Genomic DNA, 17,186 nt, shown 5'->3' on the forward strand with positions numbered 1-17,186 from the left:
CTACTCCGTCTTGCGGTGGTGGGGGGAGAGCATGTCTTCCAGTTGTTCTTCGGTTTCGTCTGCGGCTACGAAGAGGAGCTCGTCGTTCAGCTCCAGGGTGCCTTCGGGGTCCGGGCGGAGGACTCGGCCTTCGCGGAGGATGACTACCAGCGCGGTGTCCAGGGGCCAGTCGATGTCGCCGACTCGCAGACCGATCATGGGGGAGTCTTCGGGGAGCGTCAGTTCGACCAGGTTCGCGTCGCCTTGGCGGAAGGTGAAGAGGCGGACCAGGTCTCCTACCGAGACGGCCTCTTCGACCAGGGCGGACATGATGCGGGGGGTGGAGACGGAGACGTCCACACCCCAGGCCTCGTTGAACATCCACTCGTTGCGGGGATGGTTGACCCGGGCAACGGTTCTCGGTACGCCGAACTCGGTCTTGGCGAGCAGGGACACGACCAGGTTGACCTTGTCGTCACCGGTACTGGCGATCGCCACCTGGCAGCGCTGCAACGCTGCCTCCTCCAGTGACGACAGCTCGCAGGCGTCGGCCAGCAGCCACTCGGCCCGCGGGACCGACTCGGCCTTGATCGCGCGCGGGTCCTTGTCGATCAGCAAGACCTCGTGGCCGTTCTCCAGCAGCTCGGCGGCGATGGAACGACCGACGTTCCCGGCGCCGGCGATGGCTACCCGCATCACAGCTCCTCAGGCTTGGTGCCGAGTTGGGACTCGATCGCGGCGGCGTCGCGTTCCAGCATGACGACATGCACGAGATCGCCTTCCTGGATGACGGTGTCGGCCTTGGGCATGAAGCCCTCGCCGAGCCGGGTCAGGAACGCGACCCGGCTACCGGTGGCCTTCTCGATGTCGAACGCCAGCCGGCCGATCCAGTCCGAGTGCACGTGTACCTCGGCGAGCCGGACCGTCCCGGACGGATCGCGCCACTCCGGCTCCGCCCCTTCGGGCAGCAGCCGCCGCATCATCTGGTCGACGGTCCAGCGAACCGTGCCGACCGTGGGGATACCGAGCCGCTGGTACACCTCGGCGCGACCGGGGTCGTAGATCCGCGCGACCACATTGCTGATCCCGAAGTTCTCCCGGGCCACCCGGGCCGCGAGGATGTTGGAGTTGTCGCCGTTCGAGACCGCGGCGAACGCCTCGGCCTCCTCGATCCCGGCCTCGATCAGGATCTCCCGGTCGAACCCCATCCCGACGACGGTCCGGCCGGTGTAGTTCGGGCTCAAGCGGCGGAAGGCATCGGCCGACTGGTCGATGATCGCGACCGTGTGACCGCGTTTCTCCAGGCCGCGCGCGAGCGTCGACCCGACACGGCCGCAGCCCATGATGACGACGTGCACTCGGTGATCACTCCTTGCCCCGCGCGGGGGCCGCTGGCTCGGTTCGGCAGAGATAGACGCTACACCGGACCGGAGGCCGTGCCCGCCACGACCTGGCGCCCTCTACCATCACCGTGTGACATCTCCCGCTCTAGGCGACCTCGGCAAACGGCTTCTGCTTGGTCGCAAACTGCGCAGCACCCAGCTGGGCGAGACGCTGCTGCCCAAGCGCATCGCGCTGCCGGTGTTCGCCAGTGACGCGCTGTCGTCGGTCGCCTACGCCCCGGACGAGATCTTCCTGACCCTGTCGATCGCCGGGCTCGCGGCTTACGGGTACTCGTGGAAGATCGGCCTCCTGGTCGCGTTCGTGATGCTGGTCGTGGTTGCGTCTTACCGGCAGAACGTGCACGCGTACCCATCGGGCGGCGGTGACTACGAGGTCGCGACGGTGAACATCGGCCCGTCGGCGGGTCTGACCGTGGCGAGCGCGCTGATGGTCGACTACGTACTCACGGTCGCGGTATCGATCTCGTCCGGCGTACAGAACGCGAAGTCCGCATTGCCGTTCCTGGCTGGACATGAGGTGCCACTCGCGGTCGGGTTGGTCCTGGTGCTGACCGCGATGAACCTGCGCGGTGTTCGCGAATCGGGTGCGATCTTCGCGATCCCGACGTACATCTTCATGGCCTCCATCATCGGGATGGCGATCTGGGGCCTGATCCGGTTGGGCGCCGGGAACCTGCCGATGGCCGAGAGCGCCGGCTTCGAGGTCAAGTCCGAGCCGGGGCACGACATGTTCAGCGGACTGGCCGCGGTCTTCCTGCTGGCGCGGGCGTTCTCGTCCGGGTGTGCGGCGCTGACCGGTGTCGAGGCGATCAGCAACGGCGTACCGGCGTTCCGCAAACCCAAGAGCAAGAACGCGGCGACCACCCTGCTGCTGCTCGGGACGATCGCGATCACGATGCTGATGAGCATCTTGTTCCTGGCCAACAAGATCAAGCTGCGGTTCGCCGAGGACCCGGCCACCCAGCTGTTCCGCAACGGCGAGGCGGTCGGTGACAGCTATACCCAGAAGACCGTGATCGGTCAGATCAGCGACTCGGTCTTCTCGAACTTCTCGCCGGGCTTCTACCTGGTGATCGGCGCGACCATGCTGATCCTGGTGCTGGCCGCGAACACGGCGTTCAACGGCTTCCCGGTACTGGCGTCGATCCTGGCCAAGGACGGGTACCTGCCCCGCCAGTTGCACACCCGCGGCGACCGGCTCGCCTACAGCAACGGCATCATCCTGCTGGCGCTGTGCGCGATGGCGCTGATCGTCGCGTTCGACGCCCAGGTCACCAAGCTGATCCAGCTCTACATCGTGGGTGTCTTCGTCAGCTTCACGCTCAGCCAGTTCGGCATGATCCGGCACTGGACGCGGCACCTCAAGACCGAGACCGACGGCGGCAAGCGACGGCAGATGATGCGGTCGCGGATCATCAACACGGTCGGCCTGACGATGACCGGGATCGTGCTGGTGATCGTGCTGCTCACCAAGTTCACCCACGGGGCCTACATCGCGATCATCGCCATGGCCGCGCTGTTCCTGCTGATGAAGGGCATCCGCCGGCACTACGACACCGTCGGCCGGCAGATGGCGATCGAGGGCGACGACCCGCTGATGCTGCCGTCCCGGGTGCACGCGATCGTGCTGGTCTCGAAGCTGCACAAGCCGACGCTGCGGGCGCTGGCCTTCGCCAAGGCGGCCCGGCCCTACATGCTCGAAGCTGTCACGGTCGATGTCGACCGGGACGAGTCCGACGCCCTCCAGGCCGAGTGGGACGCCCGGGGCATCCCGATCGCGCTGAAGCGCCTGGCCTCGCCGTACCGGGAGATCACCCGGCCGATCCTGCAGTACGTCCGTGATATCCGGCGGCAGTCGCCCCGCGACGTAGTTATGGTCTACATCCCCGAGTACGTGGTCGGACACTGGTGGGAGCACATCCTGCACAACCAGAGCGCACTGCGGCTGAAGGGCCGGCTCTTGTTCACACCTGGTGTCATGGTTACGTCCGTTCCTTACCAGTTGCTCTCGTCGCAGGGGGCCGAGGAACGGCAGGACCGGGTAGAGCGGGTGGCAGGCCAGGTACGGCGTGGAGCCCGCAAGGCGTCAGGAGATCGGTGACAGACGAGAACATCGTCGGGACAGTAGTTGAGCTGGAAGTAGGGCCGGTAGCGCACGGAGGCCACTGTGTGGCCCGCCACGAGGGCCAGGTGGTCTTCGTCCGGCACGCGCTGCCGGGGGAGCTCGTGCACGCTCGGATCACCGAGCAGAACGCGAAGTACCTGCGGGCGGACGCCGTCTCCGTACTGACGCCGTCCCCGCAGCGGATCGAGCCGCCCTGCCCGTACGCCGGTCCCGGCCTGTGTGGAGGGTGTGACTTCCAGCACGCCAACATCGTCGAGCAGCGGCGCCTGAAGGCGACCGTCGTGTCGGACACGCTGCGCCGCATCGGCGGGATCGAGCGCACGATCGTGATGGAGTCCCCGGGTGACGACGGCCTGGGCTGGCGGACCCGGATGCAGTACGCCGTAGTCGACGGGCGGCCCGGGATGTACGCGCACCGGACCCACGACCTGATTCCGCTCGACCAGTGTCTGATCGCCCACCCGGACACTCCGGAGGTGCTGAAGGAGCGCTGGCCGGGCGTGTCGTCGGTGCGGTCTGTGGTGTCGTCGGAGGGCAATACCGCCGTACAGACCGATGATGACCCGGCTGGGCGGGTTGTGGAGGTCGTCCGGGACCGGCGGTTCCGGGTGGAAGCCAGTGGGTTCTGGCAGGTGCACCCGGCGGCTCCTGAGACGCTGGTGGACGCTGTGATGAGCGGACTGGAGCCGGCGGCGGGGGAGACCGCGCTGGACCTGTACTCGGGCGTGGGGCTGTTTGCTGCGTTCCTGGCCGAGGCGGGCTGCAAAGTGCTCGCGATCGAGGGTGACAAGGACGCCGTACGGAATGCGCGGCGGAATCTGCACGACCTGCCGGACGTGACGCTGGAGAACGGCGATGTGGACCGAGTACTGAACACAGCCGCCGGCCAGGGCCTGGAGCACGTCGACCTCGTCGTACTGGACCCACCGCGGACGGGTGCCGGGAAGGACGTCGTACGGCGGATCGCGGCCCTGTCACCGCGACGAGTCGCTTATGTGGCGTGTGATCCGGCGGCGCTGGCCCGTGATCTGAAGACATTCGGACGGCTCGGCTACGGGATCGCGTCGCTGCGGGCCTTCGACCTGTTCGGGATGACCCACCACATCGAATGCGTCGCCATTCTGGAGCCCGTGGACGGTGAAGTGGCCAGTGGGGGTGGGCTCGGGTAGCGTTCCAGGCCTGGATTCCAATGCGCTGGAGACCTGATGCCGCTCGTTGACCTGGATGACCCGGAGGAGTTGCGCGCCCGTTGGACCGCACTCGCCGCGGTCGCCCATGCCACCGGGTTCGACCGCCGGTGGTACGCCGATGCCGACGGCTATCACCATCAGGACGAGACGGGCTCCGTGCTGCAGCTGAACCGGCTGGGCGACGGGCGGGCGGTGCTGTTCGGGTTCCACACGCATCACAGCCAGACCGCTCGGGCCGACCTGTTGGCGGGTTCGCCGGACTGGATCGGTCAGCCGGAGGTGCGGCGGCGGGCGGCGACCAAGGAGCTCGGGTTCGTCTACGGCGCGTTCAACGGGACGTGGGCGCGGGCGTCGTACCCGGGGGATCCGTGGCAGCCGGCGGAGGACGGGTTCGCGCAGATCGGGCAGTGGGTGACCTCGGACGAGGCCGCGGCCGAGGAGATGATCGAGTGGGTCGCCGAGTGGGTTGATTACCTCGGCGGGCTGGACGAGCTGCGGCCGTTCGGGGTGGAGCTGATCCGGGTGGCCGGCTCCTCCGGCGTGACCGAGGCGGCGCTGGGGTCGTTCTTCGACCACTTCGGGATCGACCGGCGGTCGCCGGTCCAGCCCGACCTCGCGGCGGGGGTCGCCGCGGGCGAGGATTTCACCCGGAACCTTGCGGTACCGGAAAGTTTCGCCGACGACCCTGACACAGCCGAGGTGTCGGTCGTTGAGGATGTTGTGATTGGAGCACCCGACGGCCCGCCGGTGGACGACGAGGAAGAATCGTTCGTCGTCCCACCCGGTTTCAGCCCGTTCACCGGCCAGCCGATCGACGACACCACCCAGGCACCCCCGGCCCAGCCCCCTGCCGCGATCCAGCCTGCGCCGGTCCAGCCGAGTGCGTCTGTTCAGGCGCCTGCGGCGCAGCGGGTCACGCGGGAGGAAGAGTACGGCGTCACCGGCAAGAAGCAGGGCTGGTTGCGTCGCCGCAGGCCCGAGGACGAGTCTGCCCCAGCCGAGCACGCCGGGGTCGAACCAGCCGCGGTCGAGCCTGAGCCGGGCAGCTATGTGCAGGGCGGCTATGCCCAGGGCGGCTATGCCCAGGGCGGCTATGCGCAGGGCGGCTATGCCCAGGGTGGTTACAGCCAGGGCGGTTCTCCCCAGGGCGGTTATCCCCAGGGTGGGCCTGCGCCGGGGACGTACTTGCCGGACGGTATGACGGGCAACGGCTTGCCGGTCCGGTCGTACGAGCCATCTGTCCCGTTGTCCGAACCGCCGCGCGTCGGTGGAGGCGTACACGAAGGTGAAGACTTCTACGCGAGTCTCTTCGCCGACACGCCCTCGGCCACAGCGCCCGCGTCCGACGACGAACAGGACTGGGAAACAGCCGAACAACCCGCCTGGTCCGACCAAGACCCCACCAGCGAGCAAAACCCCTTCGCCCCCCACGCCCCCGCCACCCCGCCCAACGAGTGGACCGGCCCAGCCTGGATCAACGGCCAATGGGTAGAAGACCAAACCACCAACCCCACCCCACCTCCCGACTCCCAGCCCACCGCACCATCGCACCCTCCAGCCCAGCCCCAGTTCCCAGCATCAGCCGAGTCCCAGTTCCCGACGCCAGCCGAGTCCCAGGATTCGCCGTTCGCACCGGCCGCCACTGACTCACCGTTCGCACCGCACCTGGGGCGTGCCAGCGCACCGCACCCGGGTGCTGCTGACGTGCGTCCGGGTGCTCCTGAGTCGCCGTTCGCACCGCACCTAGGTCATGCAGGCGCACCACACCCGGGTGCTGCTGACGTGCGTGCGGGTGCTCCCGAGTCGCCGTTCGCACCGCACCCAGGTGCTGCAGACGTGACGTCCCCCGGTGCTCCTGCTGACGTCCGGCCGGGTGCCGCTGAGTCGCCGTTCGCACCGCACCTAGGTCGTGCAGGCGCACCGCATCCCGGTGCTGCTGACGTGCCGGGTGCCACTGACCCGCTGTTCGAGCCGGACCCCGGTGCTGCAGGCGCACCGCACGCGGGTGCTGCTGAGGCGCACTTCGTGCCGCAGTCGGGTCGTGCTGGCTTGTCGGGTGCTGACGAGTTGCAGGATGACGACGCGCCGACCGCGGAGATCGCGGCGGTGCTCGAACCTGCGGAAGCGCTCCGGCCCGCGGATGCGCTGCAGCACACAGAGGTGCACCAGCCTGCGGAGCTGCGTGAGTCCGCGGAGCTGCGTCGGCCTGCAGAGGTGAGCCAGCCTGCAGAGGTGAGCCAGCCCGCGGAGCTGCATCGGCCCGCGGAGGTGCTGGAGTCTGCGGTGGTTGAGGAGGAGCCGGCTTCGTTTACCGGGCCTTCGCCGTTCGCGCCGGCTGATCCGTCGTTGGAGGCGGACGTTGTTGCGGCGGATGACAGCGATGACCAGACCGCTGAAATCCCGGCGATCACAGCTGAGTCCGGCCCGGAGCTCGCGGACCTGCCCGGTGTCCAGGCGGAGGACGACGAGGACGCGGTCCACGGCGTACCTGCTCCGGCTGCCAAAGCGCAGGTCGACCCCCACCCGCAACCGCAGCCCTGGCCGCAACCCCAGCCACGCCCCGAGCCCTGGCCACAGCCGGAGCCCCACCCAGCCCCTTGGCCCCAGCCCACTCCGCCTCACCCGGATCCCACCCCCGGCCCCGATCCGTACCCGCGCCCAACCCCGCAACCCACCCCGGATCCGTACCCCCGGCCGACTCCGCAGCCCGAGCCGATCCCGGACCCGTACCCGCGGCCAACGCCCGAGCCGGAGCCGATTCCGGACCCGTACCCGCGACCGATCCCGAACCCGGAGCCGACGCCCGCGCCACGCCCGGAGCCGACCCCGGACCCCGTGCCGACGCCAGAGCCGGACCCCCAGCCCTGGCCGGATCCGGAACCCACTCCGCAACCGGATCCCGAGCCCGGACCTCAGCCCGAGCCGGACCCCGCTCCTTGGCCCGACGCCGAGGCTGAGGAGCCCGCGTACGTCGACCACGCGGCCCGGTTCAACAGCCCGGACAACACCCAGCACGCACCCGAAGATGACGAGCCAACCGGCTACGTCCCGGTCGTAGACCTGTCCGTAGACGCAGACGAGCCAACCGGTGTGATCCCCGCGGTCCCGTCAGAGTCACGCAACGACTACGACGACCGCACAAACGACCAGCCTGAAAGCGACCACACCCACGCCGCCGGCTACGCCACCAACGGATACGCCCAAACCACGAACGCCCACGCTGCCAACGACCAAACAGCCAACGGTCAAACCAACGGCCAGGCTGCCAACGGCGACGGTTCCAATGAGCACCCGGCCAACGGTCACGCCGCCAGCGAGCAGACGGGCAACCGACAAGCGGGCAACGAGCGGGCTGGCAACGGGCAAGCTGGCAACGGGTTTGACGCCAACGGCGACGCTGCTGACGGTCGGGACTCCGATGATCTTGTAGCCAACGGGCATGGCGTCAACGAGCAAGCACGCAGCGGGCAGGCTGGCAATGGGTTTGATGCCAACGGCCACGCTGCTGACGGTCGGGGCTCCGATGGTCTTGCGGCCAACGGGTATGCCGCCAACGGTCACGCTGCCAACGAGCAAGCACGCGGCAGGCAGGCTGCCAACGGGCACGTCGACGACCACGGGACCAACGGGCACGGGACCAACGGCCCGGCCGCCAACGGGCACGCCGCTAATGGGCAGGGCTCGAATGGGCAAGGCTCGAATGGGCAGGGCTTGGATGGGTATGGGATTGCGGAGCACGCCGCCGAGGTGGTTGCTCGGATGTCTATTCCCGGGCTCGGGCTGGTCGGTGCGGACGGGCCGCGGATTCAGCCGCAGCCGGGGTCGATCGAGGAAGCGATGCGGTCCGAGATCGAGCGGCCGCGGCCACGCCCGACCGATTCCGAGGCGATGAAGGCACTGCACGACTGGTGCCGGGCCCGGACCGCGATCGTCCCGTCCGGGTTCACCATCCAGGTCCAGGTCCTCGACCCGGCGGCACCGTCGTACCGGTTCGATCTCGAGCCGCCGGAGGTCGACGACCCGGAGTTCGCGGCGGACAAGCTCAGCGGGCTGCTCGGGGATCTGTGGCAGACCGAGGCGCAGACCGAGCCGGGCGGCTGGTTGTTCGCGCGGATCGACGCCGCCGGCCGGACGCTGCGGATCGACCGCTGGTACGACCAGGTCCCGGACTGGTGGGACAACCCGATCGAGCCCCGTCTCGACATCAACGGTCTGGTCCGGCGCCTGTACAACCGCGGTCCCGACTGGCAACCGTCGTACCTGGAGAAGCTGTACACCAGCGCGGGATAGCGTGGGTGTCATGCTTCTCAGGATCTTCACCGAACCCCAGCAAGGCGCCTCGTACGACGACCTCCTCGCAGTGGCACGTAAGACCGAGGAGAACGGCTTCGACGCGTTCTTCCGATCCGATCACTACCTCGCGATGGGTGCGGAGGGCCTGCCCGGCCCGACCGACTCATGGATCACGCTGGCCGGCCTGGCCCGGGAGACCAGCCGGATCAAGCTCGGCACGCTGGTCAGCTCGGCCACCTTCCGCAACCCCGGCGTCCTGGCCATCTCGGTCGCGCAGGTCGACCAGATGAGCGGTGGGCGGGTCGAGCTCGGACTCGGCGCAGGCTGGTTCGAGGCCGAGCACAAGGCGTACGGACTGACGTTCCCCACCACCGCCGACCGCTTCGACCTCTTCGCCGAGCAGCTCGAGCTCATCACCGGTCTGTGGGACACGCCGGTGGGGGAGAAGTACCAGTTCCAGGGCGAGCGCTACCAGATCACCGACTCACCGGCGTTGCCGAAGCCGGTCCAGCAGCCGCACCCGCCGATCATCATCGGTGGTAGCGGCAAGAAGCGCACCCCGGCCCTCGCCGCGAAGTACGCCGCCGAGTTCAACGCGAACTTCTGCTCGGTCGACGACGCCAAGGTCCTCTTCCAGCGAGTCCAGGCCGCCTGCGAAGCCGCCGGCCGCGACCCGAAGACGCTGACGCTCTCCACGGCCCACACCGTCGTCGTCGGCAAGGACGACGCCGAGGTCAAACAACGCGCCGACGCCATCGGCCGCGACGTCGACGACCTCAAGGCCAACTCCATCGCCGGCACCCCCGCCGAGGTAGTAGACCGTCTGGGCCACTTCGCCGCCGCCGGCTCCCAACGCCAGTACGTCCAGATCCTCGACCTCCACGACCTCACCCACCTCGACCTCATCGCCGCCGAAGTCCTCCCCCAGGTCTCCTAACGCCCCACAACCCGGAATAACGACCGAGTTATTCCGGGTTACACTCCTTAAGTCGGAATATCTCCGACGATATTCCGACGTGAGGATGCGGCGATGGTCGAGCTGGACTGGCCGCCCCACGCTCCTGAGGTGCGGGCGTGGCGGCAGCGCAGCCGGGGCGGTACGGCGGAGGACCGCACCCTTGGCCAGGTCGTCACGATGCGGCCCCCGCTGATCGGAGATCGCGACGTTCCCCTGCGTCATGAGCTGGTCGCAGCCATGGAAGGCTGCCTGCGTGAGATCGCCGCACTCGATCTCTCCCATGGTGCCGAGCTCGCCGCTCTCGAGACGCTGCTGCTGCGGACGGAGTCGGTCGCCTCGTCGAAGATCGAGCAGATCGATGCCTCGGTGGACGACTACGCCCGGGCCTTGCACGGCATCAAGTCGAATCCCTCGGCGACGTCCATGGCGGCGTCGACCGCGGCGTTGGCTGCCCTGATCAGCTCGGTCGACGATGGCGCGAAGATCGAGACGACGATGGTCCTGATGGTGCACCTCGCGTTGATGGTCGACGACCAGTACGAGCATGCGTACGCCGGCCGTTTCCGGGACATGCAGAACTGGATCGGCGGCAGCGATCACTCACCACGGAACGCGATCTATGTACCGCCCCCGCCGGAATCGGTCGACGGATACATGACCGACCTGATGGCGTTCGCGAATCGCCTCGACCTTCCGGTGCTGGCACAGGCGGCGATCGTGCACGCGCAGTTCGAGTCGATCCACCCGTTCACCGATGGCAACGGCCGGATCGGCCGGGCGCTGATCAACACCGTGCTGCGCAGGCGTGGTGCAACCCGGCGGGTCGTCATCCCGCTCGCCTCCGCCTTGGTGGCACGTCGGGACGACTACTTCGACGTACTCGGCGCATATCGCGAGGGCAGGGTCGAGCCGATCATCCGCGCGTTCACTGCGGCCGCGGAGATCGCGGCTCGCGAGTCGCGGGTGACTGCGACTCGGATTGCTGGGCTCGGCTCGACCTGGGAGCAGGTCGCGGGCATTCGCCGAGGGAGTGCAGCGGAGCGATTGCTCGGCACGCTCGCCGCGACGCCGATCTTCTCGGCCGATGAAGCAGAGGAGGCGATCGGTGGGGCCTCCAGCAGTGTGTACGCCGGTATCGAGCGGCTGCACTCCGCCGGCGTGCTCCGCCCGTTGACGGATCGCACCCGGAATCAGGTGTGGGGTGCCGTGGACGTGCTCGACGAACTGGAGGACCTCGGGGCCCGGATCGCCGTCGCCGCGCGCCACAGCCGGCACGACTCCTGACCGCGTGCCGAAGTGGCTCGATGTCGTGTATCTTGATGTCGAGAGAGTTTGGTGGCGAGGTTAGGGGAGCCTGATCTCGCGGCCGGGCGGCGGGCTGGGCAGGATGGGCCCAGCGGATCAGAGACTGGACAGAGGAGCAGGTTGATGGCGAGCGTCGACAGCTTCGGTGCCAAAGGGGCACTCGAGGTCAGCGGACAGTCGTACGAGATCTTCAGGTTGGCGGGCATCGAGGGTGCGGACACGTTGCCGTACTCGCTGAAGGTGCTGCTGGAGAACCTGTTGCGCACCGAGGACGGCGCGAACATCACGGCCGAGCACATCACCAAGCTCGCCGGCTGGGACCAGAACGCGGCTCCCGACACGGAGATCCAGTTCACCCCGGCACGGGTGATCATGCAGGACTTCACCGGCGTTCCGTGTGTGGTCGACCTGGCCACGATGCGCGAGGCGGTCGCAGAGCTGGGCGGCGACCCGACCAAGATCAACCCGCTCGCCCCGGCCGAGCTGGTGATCGACCATTCGGTCATCACCGACGTGTTCGGCCGCGCGGACGCGTTCGAGCGCAACGTCGAGTTCGAGTACCAGCGCAACGGTGAGCGCTACCAGTTCCTGCGCTGGGGCCAGACCGCGTTCGACGACTTCAAGGTCGTCCCGCCGGGCACCGGCATCGTGCACCAGGTGAACATCGAGCACCTCGCCCGGACCGTCATGGTTCGCGACGGTGTGGCGTACCCGGACACCTGCGTCGGCACGGACAGCCACACCACGATGGTCAACGGCCTGGGCGTCCTCGGCTGGGGCGTCGGCGGTATCGAGGCCGAGGCCGCGATGCTCGGCCAACCGGTCAGCATGCTGATCCCGAAGGTCGTCGGCTTCAAGCTGACCGGCTCGGTGCCGGCCGGCGCGACCGCGACCGACGTGGTGCTCACGATCACCCAGCAGCTGCGCAAGCACGGCGTGGTCGGCAAGTTCGTCGAGTTCTACGGCGAGGGCGTCGCGGCGGTGCCGCTGGCCAACCGCGCCACGATCGGCAACATGAGCCCGGAGTTCGGCTCGACCTGCGCGATCTTCCCGATCGACGACGTGACGCTGGAGTACCTGCGGCTGACCGGCCGCAGCGACCAGGACGTCGCCCTGGTCGAGGCGTACGCCAAGGAGCAGGGCCTGTGGCACGACCAGTCGGTCGAGCCGCGGTTCTCGGAGTACCTCGAGCTGGACCTGTCGACCGTCGTACCGTCGATCGCCGGCCCGAAGCGGCCGCAGGACCGGGTCGCGCTGAGCGAGGCCAAGGAAGCCTTCCGCGGTGCGCTGACCGACTACGCGACCGAGGAGCTCGAGGTCGACCCGTCGGAGACCGGCAGCTTCCCGGCCAGCGACGCGCCGAACGGCCACGGTCATGTCGACGACGCTCCGCACACCCCGCACGGTGGCCCGGGCCGTCCGTCGAAGAAGACCAAGATCACCCTGAACGGCGCGGAGACCGAGCTCGACCACGGTCATGTCGTGATCGCCAGCATCACCTCCTGCACCAACACGTCGAACCCGTCGGTGATGATGGCCGCCGCGCTGCTCGCGAAGAACGCGGTCGACAAGGGTCTGTCGAGCAAGCCCTGGGTGAAGACGTCGCTGGCCCCGGGTTCGAAGGTCGTCACGGACTACTACGAGAAGGCCGGCGTCACGCCGTACCTCGACAAGCTGGGCTTCCAGCTGGTCGGCTACGGCTGTACGACGTGCATCGGCAACTCGGGCCCGCTGCCCGACGAGGTCGCGGCCGGGGTGCGCGAAGCCGACCTCGCCGTCGTCAGTGTGCTGTCCGGCAACCGGAACTTCGAGGGCCGGATCAACCCCGACGTCAAGATGAACTACCTGGCCAGCCCGCCGCTGGTGATCGCCTACGCATTGGCCGGGTCGATGGACTTCGACTTCGAGACCGATGCCCTGGGCAAGGACACCGACGGGAACGACGTGTTCCTGAAGGACATCTGGCCCGCGGCCGACGAGGTCGAGCGCGTGATCGCGAGCTCGATCAGCAAGGAGATGTTCACCAAGGACTACGCCGACGTCTTCGCCGGTGACGAGCGGTGGCAGTCGCTGCCGACGCCCGAGGGCAAGACGTTCGCCTGGGACGCGGAGTCGACGTACGTGCGGAAGCCTCCGTACTTCGAGGGGATGGCGCACGAGCCGTCGCCGGTCACCGACATCGCCGGCGCCCGGGTGCTGGCCAAGCTGGGTGACTCGGTCACGACCGACCACATCTCCCCGGCCGGCTCGATCAAGGCCGACGGCCCGGCCGGCAAGTATCTGGCCGAGCACGGCGTCGACCGCAAGGACTTCAACTCCTACGGCTCGCGGCGTGGCAACCACGAGGTCATGATCCGCGGCACGTTCGCGAACATCCGCCTGCGCAACCAGATCGCGCCGGGCACCGAGGGTGGCTTCACCCGCGACTTCACCAAGGCCGACGGTCCCGTCACGAGCATCTACGAGGCCTCCGAGGCGTACGCCGAAGCCGGTACGCCGCTGGTGATCCTGGCCGGCAAGGAGTACGGCTCGGGCTCGTCACGCGACTGGGCCGCCAAGGGTACGGCGTTGCTCGGCGCGCGGGCCGTGATCACCGAATCCTTCGAGCGGATCCACCGGTCGAACCTGATCGGCATGGGTGTGCTGCCGCTGCAGTTCCCCGACGGCGAGAACGCGGAGTCCCTCGGCCTGACCGGCGAGGAGACCTTCGACATCACGGGCGTGACCGCCCTGAACGACGGCGACGTTCCCCGGACCGTCCACGTCAAGGTCACCGCACCCGACGGCGGCGTGAAGGAGTTTGACGCGGTCGTCCGCATCGACACTCCGGGCGAGGCCGACTACTACCGCAACGGCGGCATCCTGCAGTACGTGCTCCGGTCGCTGATCGCGGGCTGATACCCCAGCAGAACAAGGGCGCGACCGGATCCCGGTCGCGCCCTTCGGACATGTCACCGACAGCCGAGGCCGTCCTTGTAACCGTGGGCCGGGAGCCCGCTCTTCGAGTCGGGCTTCCGCTTTCCCGCGATCTCGTCGGCGTACTGCCAGACCAAGTCGGACCAGGCGCCTTCGGCCTTCATCTCCTGCAGGATCTTCCACGAATGGCTGGTTTGCATCGCGGCGACCGCCTGCGCCACCTTGGCCTTGTCACCGGACTTCTTCGCCGCGGTCCACTGGTCGAGCCAGGCGCAGCTCACCGCACCGGTCACTCGTGCGCCCAGCTGGTAGCGCTGGATCACCGTCTCCTTGTACAGCGGGGTCTTCGTGAAGCCGGCCGGGAGCGGGAGGCCGACGAGCATGCTGTCGACCGCCGCACGAACCTTCTCCGGATGAAGCACACTGGCCGGCATCGCGCTCAGCCACGTGGTGACGTCGACCGAGTGCAGCTTGGCCAGCACGTCGCGGTAGGCCTGCTCGGAGCCGAGGTCCGCTCGCGTCTCCACGAACGTCTTGCCCCTCGGTGGCAGCATCGTCGCGAAGTCCGTCCCGTCGTTGGTGTAGCGGAACAGCGTGGCGTTCTGGCCGAGCACCTGGATGGTGTCGTGCTTGGCAGTGTCTCGCAGCCGGCCGTCGTGATAGACCTTGTAGTCCCTGGCCGCGTACCAGGTGATCTGGAAGCTCTGGTCGCCGTTCTTCAGCGTCATGTCACCGGACTCGGCGGTGAACTCGCTGACACTGTCGACCTTCCAGGCCGGGTCGTCGATCAGGATCCGCTCGTTGGCCTCGGCGACCGCGCGGACCTCAGCGGCGTACGCGGGCTGTGGCGCCCCGATCGGTGCAACGAACGGGGCGACCGGGCTGTCCTTGGGCAGGATCGCTCCGACGACGCCGACGGCGGCCGCGACCGCCACCGCAGCGGCGGCGCCGATGACGACCCGGCGGCGCCGGGTCGGACGCAGCCGGGTGGTTGGTTCGGTGGTGCTCAAGATGGCCTCCAGCAGATCTGACTCGGCGCGATCAGTCGGCAGCTGCCGGACGCTGTCGTCGCCGAACGGGTTGGCCCGCGCGATCAGGTGGTCGAGTTCGCGGTCGTTCATCGCTCCTCCTGAGCCGCTCGCGGTGTTCTGTCATCCCGTTCATGTCCGTGATCCGTGTACGCATCTCCCAGCAGTTTTCGCAGCCGGCCGCGCGCCCGGTGCAGCCGGGTCCGCACTACCCGAGCCGGTACGTCGAGAACGACGGCGGCCTCCTGGGGCTCGAGATTCTCCCAAGCGGTCAGCATGATCAGCTCGCGATCGGGCTCGCTCAGGCCGGCCATCGCCGCGACGACAACGGCGTTCGTCTCGACGGCGTCGGCATGATCCGGTACGACGTCCTGCAGCTGCACGCGCAGCCGCTCACCGAGCTGGTTGCGGCGCTGGGCACCGCGCCGGTGGTTGGCCAGCACCCGCCGGGCAACGCCGTACAGCCACAGCCGCGCGGTGCCATCGGTGGGCACCTGGTCGAAGCGGCGCCAGGCGACCAGCATCGTGTCGGCCACGACGTCGGCGGCATCGTCGGGGGAGCCGCAGCGGCGCAGCGCATAGCCGAGGAGCCCCCTGAAGTGCTCCTCGAACAGCCGTCCGAACTCCTGCTCCGCCGTCGAACCGATCCGCGCAGGCATCGGGACCGGCAGACTCGGCGTTGAGGTCATACCTCATCCATGTCCGGCAGTATGTGCCGCATCTCAGGTCAATCCGGATTTGTCCGTGCGCTGCGCGGCCAGGGTTGCTGAGCGGTCGGGTCAGCGGGCTTGGGTCTTGCCGGGGTCGGGCGCGGCGGCGGTGTAGGTCGAGGCGGTTGGGGCGGCGCCGGACGGATTGGTGGCGGGCGGGGTCTGGGCGGCGAGAAGCTCTGCGGGGGTGACCTCGTGAGGTGGTGATGCTGCTTCGACAGGCCGCGGCTCCGGTTCCGGGCCGCCGGGGACGCTTCTGACCGCTGCGTCGGCGGCCAGGACGAGGACGCCGCCGGTGTCCCGGCCGACTTGGTACGCCGCCTGCTCGCCAGCGGATGCGTCGGCTCCGGATCTCCTGGCTCCGGATCTCCTGGCCCCGGTTCTGGCGGGGATGAGTGGCTCGGTCGCGTTGATCCGTGCCCACTGCCGGCCGGCCGCGTAGTAGGCGTCCTCCTGATCCGGCTCCCAATCCATGGCTTCCATCGTGGCGTGCAGGCCTGGACGCCGGGCCTCGGCGACCGAGTTGATCGCGGTGATCCATCGGTTGGCCTTGGGGCTTCGGATCAGCTCGTCGTACACGTGCGCGCGCGCCTGCTCGAGTGGCTCGTCGCGGGCCTCGGCGAGACGATCGACGAGCCCGCGGACGCCCGCTCTCGGCAGTGCGAGCTCCGGGTCCGCAGCGAACCTGGCGCTCCAGGCCCGATCGGCGGGCAGACCACGGCCTGCGTCGGTTCGCTCGATCGGGCTGGCGAGATAGGCCTCGGACATCCCGGCCGCAGCCATCACCGACTCGGTGAGCTGTGCTGCTCGCTCCGCGGCCAGGGCGCGGTCTAGCTTGCCCGGGTTCGCCGGCAAGGATTTGTCCAGCGCGTTGCCCGGTCGTGGCGACAGGTCATGCGGCCCGGCAGTCCGCAGCGCCTCGGACACGACGTCGTACGCCGCGTTCCGCGCCTCCTGCGGCGTCCGACCGACGGCCTGTCCGAGCTCCTTGATCACGTTCCGGTGGAGAAGGATGGTGCCGTCGAGGTCCGTGCGGCTGCGGCCGGTGTCCATCCTCCCGAGCCGTTTGATCGTCCCGTTCCACCAGGGGGTGCCGGCTCCGACGGTCCGGTGCGCGGCGCTGATCAGCGCCTGGATCTGGCGGTACGCCGCGGAGGATTTGTCGAGCTCCGGTCCAGCCATCCGCATCACCTTTCTGTCCGCCCTGATTTCTACGCGCTGGGCGTCGAGCGTAATCAGGCCGCGGGGTCAGGGACTTGTCGGTGATAGCGGTTTTACT

11 protein-coding genes are annotated in these 17,186 nt (G+C 68.5%); 6 read left to right on the forward strand and 5 right to left on the reverse strand.

The genetic code is table 11. The features are described 5' to 3' along the window. On the reverse strand, positions 1 to 675 hold the full coding sequence (locus tag ACWF4Z_RS00465) for a potassium channel family protein (protein ID WP_452240739.1): 675 nt from the start codon (positions 673 to 675) through the stop codon (positions 1 to 3). Further along, positions 675 to 1,337, reverse strand: a complete 663-nt coding sequence (locus ACWF4Z_RS00470) for a potassium channel family protein (protein ID WP_452240740.1) — start codon at positions 1,335 to 1,337, stop codon at positions 675 to 677. Before ACWF4Z_RS00470 ends, ACWF4Z_RS00465 begins: the two co-directional genes overlap by 1 nt. Before the next feature lie 115 nt (positions 1,338 to 1,452). On the opposite strand from ACWF4Z_RS00470, the gene ACWF4Z_RS00475 reads away from it, so the two are divergent. From ACWF4Z_RS00475 to acnA, 6 genes are all read left to right on the forward strand, one after another. Beyond that, positions 1,453 to 3,483, forward strand: coding sequence for an APC family permease (locus ACWF4Z_RS00475; RefSeq protein WP_452240741.1), 2,031 nt, complete (start codon positions 1,453 to 1,455; stop codon positions 3,481 to 3,483). Then, positions 3,480 to 4,676 carry a class I SAM-dependent RNA methyltransferase gene (locus ACWF4Z_RS00480; RefSeq protein ID WP_452240742.1) on the forward strand — a complete coding sequence of 399 codons (1,197 nt, stop codon included), beginning with the start codon at positions 3,480 to 3,482 and terminating at the stop codon, positions 4,674 to 4,676. The genes ACWF4Z_RS00475 and ACWF4Z_RS00480 overlap by 4 nt, the downstream gene beginning before the upstream one ends. 36 nt (positions 4,677 to 4,712) lie before the next feature. After that, entirely contained in the window at positions 4,713 to 8,987 is a 4,275-nt protein-coding gene (locus ACWF4Z_RS00485) for a hypothetical protein (RefSeq protein ID WP_452240743.1), read from the forward strand. Between the two features lie 10 nt (positions 8,988 to 8,997). Further along, positions 8,998 to 9,927, forward strand: a complete 930-nt coding sequence (locus tag ACWF4Z_RS00490) for an LLM class F420-dependent oxidoreductase (protein ID WP_452240744.1) — start codon at positions 8,998 to 9,000, stop codon at positions 9,925 to 9,927. A 93-nt stretch (positions 9,928 to 10,020) separates the two neighbouring features. Then, positions 10,021 to 11,232, forward strand: a complete 1,212-nt coding sequence (locus ACWF4Z_RS00495; RefSeq protein ID WP_452240745.1) for a Fic family protein — start codon at positions 10,021 to 10,023, stop codon at positions 11,230 to 11,232. A gap of 144 nt (positions 11,233 to 11,376) precedes the next feature. After that, positions 11,377 to 14,151 carry an aconitate hydratase AcnA gene (gene acnA, locus ACWF4Z_RS00500; protein WP_452240746.1) on the forward strand — a complete coding sequence of 925 codons (2,775 nt, stop codon included), beginning with the start codon at positions 11,377 to 11,379 and terminating at the stop codon, positions 14,149 to 14,151. Positions 14,152 to 14,204: 53 nt separating this feature from the next. Here the strand turns inward: acnA and ACWF4Z_RS00505 are convergent, their stop codons facing one another. The 3 genes from ACWF4Z_RS00505 to ACWF4Z_RS00515 all read right to left on the reverse strand — a co-directional run bounded on the left by ACWF4Z_RS00505 (position 14,205) and on the right by ACWF4Z_RS00515 (position 17,089). Then, positions 14,205 to 15,290, reverse strand: a complete 1,086-nt coding sequence (locus ACWF4Z_RS00505; protein WP_452240747.1) for a hypothetical protein — start codon at positions 15,288 to 15,290, stop codon at positions 14,205 to 14,207. Next, entirely contained in the window at positions 15,287 to 15,886 is a 600-nt protein-coding gene (locus ACWF4Z_RS00510; RefSeq protein WP_452240748.1) for an RNA polymerase sigma factor, read from the reverse strand. The genes ACWF4Z_RS00505 and ACWF4Z_RS00510 overlap by 4 nt, the downstream gene beginning before the upstream one ends. A gap of 90 nt (positions 15,887 to 15,976) precedes the next feature. Further along, the gene (locus ACWF4Z_RS00515) at positions 15,977 to 17,089 is read right to left on the reverse strand and encodes a hypothetical protein (protein WP_452240749.1); all 1,113 of its coding nucleotides are present in this window, start codon (positions 17,087 to 17,089) and stop codon (positions 15,977 to 15,979) included. Between the last annotated feature and the right edge of the window lie 97 nt (positions 17,090 to 17,186).

This window comes from Kribbella sp. NPDC055071 (genome assembly GCF_053608045.1).

Bases quoted from the DNA above. Each gene is read 5' to 3' on its own strand.
- ACWF4Z_RS00465 (WP_452240739.1), bottom strand. From the start codon at position 675: ATGCGGGTAGCCATCGCCGGCGCCGGGAACGTCGGTCGTTCCATCGCC.
- ACWF4Z_RS00485 (WP_452240743.1), top strand. From the start codon at position 4,713: ATGCCGCTCGTTGACCTGGATGACCCGGAGGAGTTGCGCGCCCGTTGG.
- ACWF4Z_RS00490 (WP_452240744.1), top strand. From the start codon at position 8,998: ATGCTTCTCAGGATCTTCACCGAACCCCAGCAAGGCGCCTCGTACGAC.
- ACWF4Z_RS00495 (WP_452240745.1), top strand. From the start codon at position 10,021: ATGGTCGAGCTGGACTGGCCGCCCCACGCTCCTGAGGTGCGGGCGTGG.
- acnA (WP_452240746.1), top strand. From the start codon at position 11,377: ATGGCGAGCGTCGACAGCTTCGGTGCCAAAGGGGCACTCGAGGTCAGC.
- ACWF4Z_RS00505 (WP_452240747.1), bottom strand. From the start codon at position 15,290: ATGAACGACCGCGAACTCGACCACCTGATCGCGCGGGCCAACCCGTTC.
- ACWF4Z_RS00510 (WP_452240748.1), bottom strand. From the start codon at position 15,886: ATGACCTCAACGCCGAGTCTGCCGGTCCCGATGCCTGCGCGGATCGGT.
- ACWF4Z_RS00515 (WP_452240749.1), bottom strand. From the start codon at position 17,089: ATGGCTGGACCGGAGCTCGACAAATCCTCCGCGGCGTACCGCCAGATC.